6 protein-coding genes and 1 tRNA gene are annotated in these 11,624 nt (G+C 41.1%); 2 read left to right on the forward strand and 5 right to left on the reverse strand.

All coding sequences use genetic code 11. The features are described from left to right. Positions 1-96: 96 nt before the first annotated feature. Positions 97-477, reverse strand: coding sequence for an START-like domain-containing protein (locus FHW89_RS23825; RefSeq protein WP_172337562.1), 381 nt, complete (start codon positions 475-477; stop codon positions 97-99). A 160-nt stretch (positions 478-637) separates the two neighbouring features. Here FHW89_RS23825 and FHW89_RS23830 point away from each other — a divergent pair. Further along, positions 638-711 (forward strand) — tRNA-Met (locus FHW89_RS23830). A gap of 168 nt (positions 712-879) precedes the next feature. Here the strand turns inward: FHW89_RS23830 and FHW89_RS23835 are convergent. The 4 genes from FHW89_RS23835 to FHW89_RS23850 all read right to left on the reverse strand — a co-directional run bounded on the left by FHW89_RS23835 (position 880) and on the right by FHW89_RS23850 (position 8,682). Further along, positions 880-2,313 carry an APC family permease gene (locus FHW89_RS23835; protein ID WP_172337563.1) on the reverse strand — a complete coding sequence of 478 codons (1,434 nt, stop codon included), beginning with the start codon at positions 2,311-2,313 and terminating at the stop codon, positions 880-882. 52 nt (positions 2,314-2,365) lie between these two features. Continuing rightward, on the reverse strand, positions 2,366-4,132 hold the full coding sequence (locus FHW89_RS23840) for a DUF885 family protein (RefSeq protein WP_172337564.1): 1,767 nt from the start codon (positions 4,130-4,132) through the stop codon (positions 2,366-2,368). A gap of 102 nt (positions 4,133-4,234) precedes the next feature. Next, a complete protein-coding gene (locus FHW89_RS23845; RefSeq protein WP_172337565.1) occupies positions 4,235-5,620 on the reverse strand; it encodes a SusD/RagB family nutrient-binding outer membrane lipoprotein in 1,386 nt (461 codons plus the stop codon). 26 nt (positions 5,621-5,646) lie between these two features. Further along, entirely contained in the window at positions 5,647-8,682 is a 3,036-nt protein-coding gene (locus tag FHW89_RS23850; RefSeq protein WP_172337566.1) for a SusC/RagA family TonB-linked outer membrane protein, read from the reverse strand. A 363-nt stretch (positions 8,683-9,045) separates the two neighbouring features. Between FHW89_RS23850 and FHW89_RS23855 the strand changes: the two genes are divergently transcribed. After that, positions 9,046-11,397 (forward strand): glycoside hydrolase family 127 protein, encoded by a 2,352-nt coding sequence (locus tag FHW89_RS23855; protein WP_172337567.1) that lies wholly within the window; start codon positions 9,046-9,048, stop codon positions 11,395-11,397. The last annotated feature ends 227 nt before the right edge of the window (positions 11,398-11,624 follow it).

The following is an 11,624-nucleotide window of genomic DNA, read 5'->3' on the forward strand; positions in this document are numbered from 1 at the left end:
TTGTACAACAGGATATAACGCACTTACTAGCCCGTTAATTTTCATTAACGCACAAACAGCGGTTCACGATACAAAATTAGCTAAAATTAAGTTCCTTTAAGCACCCAATACGCTGATGAGGTATTCGATCTGGTTATCCCATATCAATTTGCGCTCAGGAATGGCATCTTCTGTTGCAAAATCGGTAATACTCAGGGCTACATCATTGGTTAACTCATCCTGCAGAATTTCCATTTCAAAATAAAATTGCGGATCGTCATCTACCCATTTAAATCTAACCAGCTTATTTTCTTTTACAACAAGCAGCTTCGCTTTTTGAGCATCGCCATCCCAGGTAAAGGTATAAACCTGATCCTTGATGATCACATCGTCGGCAAACCATTGCGCTAATCCATTAGGCTCACTCAGAAAGGAAAACAGTATACGAGGAGACGATTTTATCTCATATTCAAGGGTAAATTTCTTTTTTTCGGACATTTGGGTTTATACTTGTAAGCTCTAAAAGCTGTAAATGTTAACATTTTTTCTAAAGAAAACGAATTTCTGCTATATTTGCAAACCTTTTTAGGGAAGGCCATTGATTTATTAAAGGCCGCTCTTTTATAAAACCACTATAAAAGAGCAAGATACACCAAAAGGCGGGGTAGCTCAGATGGTTAGAGCGTAGGATTCATAACCCTAAGGTCGGCAGTTCGATCCTGCTCCCCGCTACTAATAACGAGGCAGTTACATGAAAGTGTGACTGCCTCGTTCTTTCGCACAACGCTCAATCGTACTCCTCGAAATAAGAACCTTTTTATAAAAACCTAGCCGTCTCTAACACTTATCGACTTTGGTTAATGCATAAACATACCAATAAATTTACGTAATAATTGACTGTTAGATTTTGCTCAGTACACTTGCATCATCCGCTTTCTGCTTAATACTGCTTACAAGGTAATAAACCGGGATGCCGGCCAGGGTAATGATCAGGCCTGGCCATGTATAGGTGGGTTTGTAACTCATTAGCAAAAGACAAAACGCTAACCCCATCATGATATAAATAATGGGTAAAACAGGATAGCCGAAAGCTTTATAAGGCCGTTCAGCATCGGGCATTTTTTTCCGCAGTATAAATATACCGATAATCGTGAGTACATAAAAAACCACCACCACAAACGATATCATATCCAGCAGATCACCATATTTACCACTCAAACTCCATAAACAGGCAAAAACAGCTTGCAGCCACAACCCAAAACCAGGCACCGAATTCTTATTGAGCGTGCTCACCCGTTTAAAAAATAATCTGTCTTTTGCCATGGAATAGTATACACGGGCGCCAGACATGATCAATCCGTTATTGCACCCAAAAGTGGATACCATGATGAGCAGGGCGATAATAACCGTGCCCGAGCTGCCAAATATCTGTTTCGATGCAGCTACGCCTATCCTGTCCTTATCAGCGGTAGCCATATCATGCAGCGAAAGTACACCAGTATACATCATATTGGTCAAAATATATATCACCGTAACAATAAGTGTACCCAGGGCAAGGCTCAATCCAATATTCCTTTTGGGATTTTTTATTTCACCTGCAATAAATGTCACATTGTTCCAGGAATCACTGCTGAATATAGAACCAACCATAGCCGATGCTATAGCCCCAAGTGCCGCAATGGTAGTATACGAAGCCATAGAGCCATTGGCTTTTAAGCTATGGATGCTCCAGGCATTGTGCCAGTTGCTCTTCCAAACAGCAGCTTTTATAGCAAACAAGCCAAAAACAATCAATCCCAGCAAGCTCAGCAACTTGGCCATGGTAAATATAGTTTGCACAATTTTACCACTATTTACACCCCGGGTATTAATGTATGTTAATGATACAATAACCAATATGGAAAGCAATTGAGCCGGTGATATGGTGATAAATCCAAGGTTTATGGCCACCAGGTCCTCACTGAACTGTGGTAACAGGTAGGCTGTAAATTTTGCAAAGGCCACACCTACGGCTGCTATAGTGGCGGTTTGTATCACTGTAAAAAAGCTCCACCCGTATAAAAAAGCCACTAAGGGATTGTAAGCTTCTTTCAGATATACATACTGACCACCTGCCCGCGGAAACATCGCACTTAATTCGCCATAGCTCAGGGCGGCTGTAAGGGTCATAAATCCGGTGATGAGCCAAACAAATATCAGCCAGCCGGCGCTACCCACATTACGGGTAATATCGGCACTCACAATAAAAATACCCGAGCCGATCATACTACCAGCTACCAGCATGGTGGCATCAATTAGCCTTAATGACGGTTTAAACGATGTGTTATTATCCATATAAGTGAATGATCAATATTTTCTAATGGAGGGATATTAGATATAGCAGTAATTATTTTCCAAAATCGTAAAATTTCCAACTGGTGGTAAAATCTTTGGTTAAGGCCTGGTTGGCTAAGGTGGCCCTTACCATTTCAATTGGGATCAGGTTTTCCTTCATCACCGCATCATGAAACTTTTTATAGGTCATTTTGCCACTATCAACCATTTCTTTCTTTAACTCCATAATCTGCAAACCACCAAGCAGGTAAGCCACCTGGTACAGCGGACTATATCCGCCTTCAAACGATCTTCTTACCTCACCTTCGGCATTTGCTTTTTCGTGCCCTACCCGGTCAATCAAAAAATTCACACATTGCTGCGGGGTCCAGTTACCTAAATGATAGTTAAGTGAAAATATAATCCGGGCACAACGGTGCATACGCCAAAACAACATACCTACCCGTTCTTCGGGTGTTTTTGCGAAACCTTTATCATACAGCAGCAACTCCCAGTATAGCGCCCATCCCTCTACCGCAAAGGGCGTAGTAAAATCCTGGCGGTATGCCTTGTAACGGCTGTTCATAAAATATTGCAGGTTATGCCCGGGTATAAGCTCGTGCTGTACAGTGCCTCTTGAAAAATAAGGATTGTTGCCCCGCATGCTCATCAACTTGTCCTCCTCCTCCATGGTATTGGTAGGATATGAAATGCTGATCTCCTTGCCTCCTGTAAAAAAAGGATTAACCATCTGTCTTTCCGGCGACATCATCACCATTCCCCAGGTTTCTTCAGCAAGTGGCGGTATCGTTATCAGGTCGCGTTCTTTAATAAAGCTGATGGCATCGTTATATAGTTTTACAATCAGTTCAGGCTGATGGCCTATAGGCACGTAGCTGTTCTTTACTTTTTCGAGTGCTTTTTTCCAGTCGTTGCCATAACCCATTTCCTGCGATGCTTTCAACATTTCCTTATCGCACCAGGCAAACTCCTTATTAGCAAGCTGAATAAGCTCTTCAGGAGTGTACGGTATCATCTCGGCTTGTAATTGATCTACCAATGCCTGCCTGCCAATAGGAACACCTTTTATACCGCTGCTATCACTTTTTTGTGTAGTATTAATCTTGCCTTTGCGAATAACCAGATCACTGTATTTTGTCAAAGCTTTATCCAGGGCTTCGTAGGGTACCGGCACCCACCAGGTAAATATGGGATCGTAACCATTATAAAAATCATAAACACCTTTCAACCTCCCCTTTAAACCCAGCAACGCATTACGGGTTAATTTGGCGATGGGCATATCCAGGCTTGAGATCTTTTTAAATGCTGCCGAATCTGTTTTTAGTTCTTTTAATATATTATTAAGATCTGCGGCAACTTTTTCGCCGTCAACAAACGCCCCCCGGCGACGCTTTTGTTCAAGACTATAAATCTCATTAGCAAAGGATATGTATTTGGTGATCTGGTTATATTGCTCTTCTTCCTTTTTTAAATCACTCAGCTCAAAGTTTATCTTCTTTTTGAGTAGAATATAATCAACCTTACCATAAATGCTCAGGGTTGAAAACTGGATTTGATCAAGCTCTTTTAAATAGTCATTATTAACTTCAATTAATCGCTTACGTTGTTCAGGCGAATTGAGCACTTTCGTTCTATATTGATCCTCACCATGTTTATTTATATTATAGGGCGAATAAAAATTCCTGATAGCGTTGATATCCTCACCATACTGAATGATCCGGCCAGCTATTTCGCTGGTTTGTTCATAAAGATTATTGATCGAAGTAGTTTGTGCTTTGATATTGCCCGAAAACACACAGATAATTAAATATCCCCCCATAAAAAGGGCATAAATTTTTTTGTAAAAAGCTTGCACGGTTATTTAATTAAGTTATAAAATGAAGTAAAATTTGAATATTAATTCCACCCAAATAATGGCTACTTATTGAACATCCCACCAAAGCCTGTCAGTCAATTTTGCCGACTGTTGTGGCTGAGGGTTCGAAATAATTTCGGTTTGAGGATATAATACCCTTCTCGGAACAGTAGAGAGTGCATTTGGCACAGCAGGTAAAACCGGGTAGCCTGTACGTCTGTAATCGGTAAAGTTTTCGAGCGAAAGAAAATTTGCGATGCCTTTTTCCTCTATAATAAGCTGCTCCGCATTGCTGCTGGTTAATGCTCTTGAAGCAAGGTAGGTATTAGCATTGGCTGTACTTACCCCAAGCTTGGTCATGTGCGATAAAACCGCGCTTTGATAAATAGATTGTGCACTTGAATAACCAGATGTAATGAGAGTGGCCTCGGCCTTTATAAATAATGCTTCTGAGTAGTTTACTACATAATTAGTTGCTCCGGCAGCTCCATAAAAACTACCGGGACGCGAGTAATCTTCCAACTGACCAATAGTGGTTAAACCTTGCCCCAGACCGGTGTATAAACCTGTTGCAGTTGCAGGGGCAACCATAATGGTTAAACGCGGATCATTACGTGTTTTAAAACCATTAACCGCGGTATTGGCCATTACAATAGTGCTGGCTGATATAAAATTCTGTTGCCACGGATTTTCTGCACCGGCAGCGCCGCCGTAGGCCATTTTAAAATCATCATCATTTGATTGCATTCCGTTTTGAAGCGCTGTAAGTGCCAACTGCGCCTGTGTGGCGGCGGTATACCCAGGTGCTTTAGTCAAATGCATATAATAGCGAGCTTTTAAGGTATAAGCAAGCTTTTTCCATTTAATCATATCACCGGCATAAAAGAAATCATCTCCTCCCGGAGTTATAGTGCCGTTTTTGGCAATGTCGGCAATACCAGCATCCAGCAGGTTTTGTATAGTAGTATAAATATCTTTTTGGGTATCATATACGGGTGTAAAATTAGCAGTTCCTTTAAAAGCCTGCGAGTACGGAATATCACCCCACAGATCTGTTCCGGTGCCCAGGCAATAGGCTGTCAGGATCTTGGCAATGCCGGCATAGTTTGTTTTTCCGTCAGCAATGGCCTTTACATTTAGCGTTACCAGGTTATTTAAGCAGTTCACATAAAGCGTCCTCCAGTCATCATTCATGTCGGTATTATACATTAAATAGGTGCCGGCATTAGGCGCAACCTGATTTAGCGCCGCCACCTGCATATATTCCTGTACAATTACAGCTACGTTGCCTGCATATAGTTTTGATGACAGTGCTACTTCAACTGGGGCAAGTATCTGGGCTTCAGCTACATCAAGGGGCTGATTGGGGTTTGTATTTACGTCAATATATTTTTTACAACCTGAAACACTCATCAGGATATATGACATTAAAATCATTGATATTTTTTTCATGACATTTTTTAATTGATAAATGATGATTAAAGGGCAAGCTTCATGCTAAAATCGACGGACCTGGATGTGGGTACAGAAAAGGAATAAATGCCTTGCGAACCATTTGATGAACCGAACGAACTTACTTCGGGGTCGCCGCCAGTAAAGTGTGGCGCGTGTATCCAGAGGTTACGACCGGTTACGCTAAAATTAACGGCTTTGAAAGGGCCACCCCTCAACCATGATGGTTTTACAGTATAACCGAGGCTTACATTTCTTAATTTAATATAGGTTCCATCCTGTATCACAGACTCAGTTACGCCGTTTATACGCTGGTAATAGGTCTGTCCGTCAACAGCAATGGTATTAGCTTGTCCTGTTGCATCGCTCACTCCCGGAACCACCCTTAGCCCCCTATTTTCGGTTACTTTAGGTGTTCCGTAAAAATATCCGTACCCATCTACATTGTTCTGAATATCGCCGCCTTTTTTTACGTCAAAGAAGAAACTGAAATTAAACTGCTTATACCTGATATTATTGGCAATTCCGCCCGTCCAATCAGGGTTAATATTACCTATAATACCCTGATCGGCATCGGCATAAGGTAATCCACTGGCATCAATACGTAACTGCCCCTGTGCGGTGCGTGCATAGCGTGTACCATATATGGTTCCGTAAGGCTGACCTACAATAATTGTGGTAAAGCCGTTTCCGATCTGTTGCAGATCGCCATCGATTGCCAGAACCTTATTCCGGATACGGCTGTAGTTGATGGTCATGTTCCAGTTAAAGTCCTTTGTTTTTACCGGCACCACGTTCAATAATAGTTCAATACCCCGGTTTTGCATTATCCCGGTGTTTACAGTAGTACCGTCATAACCTGTTGATGGTGCAATACTCACACCGGGAATTAAGCCATTTACTGTTTTTTTAGCAAAATAAGAAGCTTCTAAACTTATCCTGTTATTAAAAAAACCGGTTTCAAACCCTGCCTCAAATTCATTTATCCGTTCATTTTTTAAATTAGGGTTACCCAGCGTAGGACTCAGTAAAAATCCTGCCTGGCCGTTGTAAGGGAACGAAATGTTACGAATAATGTAATCTTTACTTTGAGAAATATACGGGGTAGTAAGTGAATAAGGAGCCACATTACTGCCGCCAACCGTAGCATAGGATATTCTGAATTTGCCCAGGTTCATGATATCCTGAAATTCTTTGGAGAAAAACTCAGAGAATATAAAGCTGGTTGCTACAGACCCATAAGGATAAAAATTATGCGCTGTTGATAGTACCGAGCTTCCGTCATACCTGCCGGTTAAAGACAAGATCAGGAATTTTTTATACTCAATATTTGACTGCGCGTAAAAGCCTATCTTCCGGATATTATATTGATTTTCAATAAAAGTAACCGTTGAAGCCGAACTGATATTATTAAGATCCGCTACAGAAAGCCCCACACCATTGGCATAAGCAGTTTCTGTATATTGAGAATAAATATTGTTCCCGATAACGCCATCAATATTAAAATCACCAAACTGATGATTAGCGCTTACAATCAAGTCGTTATTAAATTGCCTGAAGTTGGTATTGTTAACTACAATACGCCCGGTAGGGTTAGATACCGATTGGACAGCTTCATGGTATCTATCCTGTTCGGTATATACATCAGCGCCAAATCTTTCAGTAACGGTTAGCCATGTTAATGGTTTATAATCTGCCGTAAAGGTTGGCAGAAAACGGTTTACGCCCGATTTATTGGAAATATTATCCAATACCCAGTAAGGATTGTTTCTGGAATAACGATACAAACGCTGGGTGCCGTCTGCATTTTCATAAGGTAGCAGGTTATATGATATCGGGGCTGTAAAAATAGTCCATACAGGGCTCTCTAAAGCATAACCTTCGGGCAAACGGTTATTTTGGGAATTGGTATAATTTAACTGGAATGTTGTAGTTAAATTTGGAAGGATCTGAGCGCTGTATTTGGCAAATACGGCGTTCCGCAGAAACTTAGTAGTCGGCACCGTACCCTGCTGATTAAAATTGGAATAAGATATATAGTAGTTAGAAGCAGCACCGCCACCGTTTATACTAAACACATTATTATAGGTATGCCCGGTTTTAAAAAACAAGTCGGACTGGTTGTATTTTTTTGCCGGCTGACCATTTATTTTTAAGGTATCCATTAATGGGCCCCAGGAAGTACTGGTTTTCATATCATCACCATTATAATAAACACCATTTGTGCCCTGGGCATATTTGCTTTGAATTTGCGGCAGCAACGGGTTTTCAAAGGAGAAATCGGAAGTAAAATTAATGGTCGGCTTTTTATTGGTTGAGCCGGTTTTGGTAGTAATGATAATAACACCATTTGCACCCAACGAACCATATAAAGCCGTAGCCGCGGCACCTTTTAACACGTTGATATTTTCAATTATGGAAGGGTCAATGTCGGCTACCCTGCTGGAACCGGGCCCTGAATTGAGATTCCCGGTTTCACTATTATCGATCGGGATACCGTCAACAACCATTAAAGCATCGTTATTGCCGTAAAACGATGATGCACCACGAACAACTATACGGGTTGAACTACCCGGGCTGCCAGATGAGCTGGTGATTTGTACTCCAGATACTTTTCCGGCAATATCATTAACCAGGTTTGGGTCTTTACCCTGCACCAGGTCTGAGCCTTTAATTTCCTGGCTGCTGTAGGTTAATACTTTTTTGTCGCGCTTAATACCCAACGCGGTAACCACTACCTCGCTGAGTGTTTTGCTGTCTTCGGCTAAAATAATATTAACGTTATTGGTATTGCTAACCTTAACTTCCTTCGCGGTATAACCAATAGCAGATACGCTGAGAATAACAGGTCCATTACAATCAATAGTAAACGTACCTTGGGTATTGGTGATGGTACCATTACGCGTACCTTTTATTTTAACAGACGCGCCTGGTATAGACAGGCCCTTTTCGTCTGACACTTTCCCTTTTAATGTAATTATTTGTGCACTGGCATGGTAACCAAACACAAAAATGCCAAAAAAGAGCAAAATAAGCCTTTTGAGTAATCGTTTTAGCTTCATAAATTAATTTTTGGGGTTAAAAAATTATCCATTACGTCTGATTCCTCAGATCATGTAAAAATATTCACCCCAACAGCTAATTTTTTAGCAAAAATTCACCACAACCAGTCGAATATTATCATCATTTAAATGAATTCATATGAAAATTAAAATATTTCAATTAAAATAAAATTCCAAGACGAGCTCCTACATTAAATACCGTATTTACATTAAACAGCACCCTTAACTAACAGTATAGTATCCCAAACTGGTCAAAATCCGGCTATCAAGAGCAAAATATCACCTACTGCTTTTCATGATATCCGGGTAACTTTACTTCCTATGATTAATTGTTATAATTACACGAAATATAACGCTTTATTAATGAAATGGGGGTTATCTCTTACCATTTGCTTTACGGCAGCCATAAGTGCAAAGGCTCAATCATATGTGCCTGAGTGGAAGGATAGCCGGATAAAAATAAAACCCGTCATAGCGATACAAGCCTATTCATTTGATTTAAAAGATGTTCAACTACTGGAAAGCCCCTTTAAACAGGCGATGCAGGCAGATGTCGCTTATCTGTTATCTATTGAGCCGAATCGTTTATTATCCGGATTTCGCTCCCATTCTGGTTTAAAACCTAAGGGTAAATTGTATGAAGGCTGGGAATCATCAGGTTTGGCAGGCCACACGTTGGGGCATTACCTGTCGGCCATTTCCATGCATTACGCTTCAACCCGTGACCCTCAGTTTTTAAAACGGGTAAACTATATTGTAACCGAACTTAATGAATGCCAAACGGCCCGTAAAACCGGTTACATTGGCGCTATCCCGAAAGAAGACACGATATGGGTCGAAGTTGCCAAGGGTGATATTCGTTCCCGGGGTTTTGATTTAAATGGTGGCTGGTCGCCCTGGTACACGGTGCATAAAGTGATGGCCGGGCTTTTGGATGCTTATTTATATGGTCATAATGCCCAGGCACTTAAAATATGCCAGGGCATGGCCGATTGGACAAGTGAAACCATTAAAAACCTGGACGACGATAAACTACAGAAAATGTTGCTGTGCGAATATGGTGGCATGGCAGAAACCCTTACCAATTTATATGCTATAACTGGCAACAAGAAATACCTTGATCTGTCATACAAATTTTATGATAAGCGAATCTTAGATCCGTTGGCTCAAAAGCAGGATGTTTTACCAGGCAAGCACTCCAATACCCAGATCCCTAAAATAATTGCCAGCGCCAGGCGGTACGAGCTTACAGGCGATAAAAAAGACAAAACCATTGCCGATTTTTTTTGGGAAACGGTTACGAGCCATCACTCCTATGCCACCGGCGGAAACAGCAACTATGAGTACCTGAGCGATCCGGATAAGTTAAACGACAGACTGACAGACAATACCACCGAAACTTGTAATACCTATAATATGCTTAAGCTCACCCGTCATTTATTCGCGGTTGCGCCATCAGCTGCTTTGATGGATTATTACGAGAAAGCTTTGTACAACCACATCCTTGCTTCGCAAAATCATAAGGATGGCATGATGTGTTATTTTGTACCGCTTAGAATGGGTGGAACAAAACACTACAGCACCCCATTTGATGATTTTACCTGCTGTGTGGGCTCGGGTATGGAAAACCATGTAAAATATAACGAAAGTATTTACTTCATGGGGACCGATGGTAGTCTTTATGTTAACTTGTTTATCCCATCGGTACTAAACTGGAAAGATAAAGGACTGTCAGTGAAACAGGAAAGCAATTTCCCTAACGATGATCATATCACTTTTACTGTTAATACCCAAAAGCCGGTTATCATGACCATCCGTATCCGCAAACCCAAATGGACCAGCAATGCAAGCATTAGCATCAATGGCAAACAGCAGCAACTTAGCCCCGATGCGCAAGGCTATTTTGTTTTAAACCGTAAATGGAGCAATAACGATAAAATTAAATTTACAACACCCGAAAAGCTTTATAGCGAAGCCATGCCCGATAACGCCAACCGCCGCGCCGTTTTTTACGGTCCGGTGCTACTGGCCGGCGTTTTGGGCACTACCGAGCCTGATCCGTTGAAAGGTGTACCTGTTTTTGTAACCAGCGAGACGGATCCTAACCAATGGTTGCAAATGGTTGATAAAAAACAGTTAAGCTTCCGTACGGTAAACGTTTCAAAACCAGAAGAAGTTACTTTGATCCCTTTCAATCAAACCAAAAACGAATATTATTCCGTTTATTGGGATGTATTTACACCGCAGGCCTGGGTTGTACAGCAAAAAGCCTATGATGAACAAAAGAAAAAACAGCAGGAGCTTGAAGCCCTTACTACTGATATTTTACGTGTAGGTGAAATGCAGCCCGAGCGCGATCATAATTTTAGTGGTGAGAATGTTACTACCGGTGAAGATCATCAGAAAAAATGGCGGTCGACCGAAAACGGCGGTTATCTTCAATACGAGATGAAAGTTGACGCCAATACCCAAAATACCCTGATCAATACTTACTGGGGAATGGACAACCGGGGTCGGACCTTTGACATTCTGGTTGACAATGTCAAGCTTGTTTCCGAGAATCTGAATCAATATAAGGAAAGCCGTTTTTATGATATCAACTATACCATTCCTATTGAACTTACTAAAGGCAAGCAAAAAGTAACCGTTAAGCTACTGCCTAAAAAAGATAACAGTGCAGGGCCCGTTTACGGTAGCCGCATGGTAAAAAACTAAATTAATAAACCCATAAAGAAATTAAGCTCATAATCAAAAAAGGGAAACGACAAGGTGAGCTATAACCCTAAGATCGGCAGTTCGATCCTGCTTCCCGCTGCTTAAGGAAACAACACTTTCGGGTTGTTTCCTTTTTTTATGTCAAAAATGCGTGAACCAAACAGTTAAAATCTTCTTAGGATTATAGAAAATGTTTACTGCTTCTTTCGGGTTATAATTCTTTGCTA

This window comes from Mucilaginibacter sp. SG564 (assembly GCF_013149275.1).
Lineage (GTDB): Bacteria > Bacteroidota > Bacteroidia > Sphingobacteriales > Sphingobacteriaceae > Mucilaginibacter.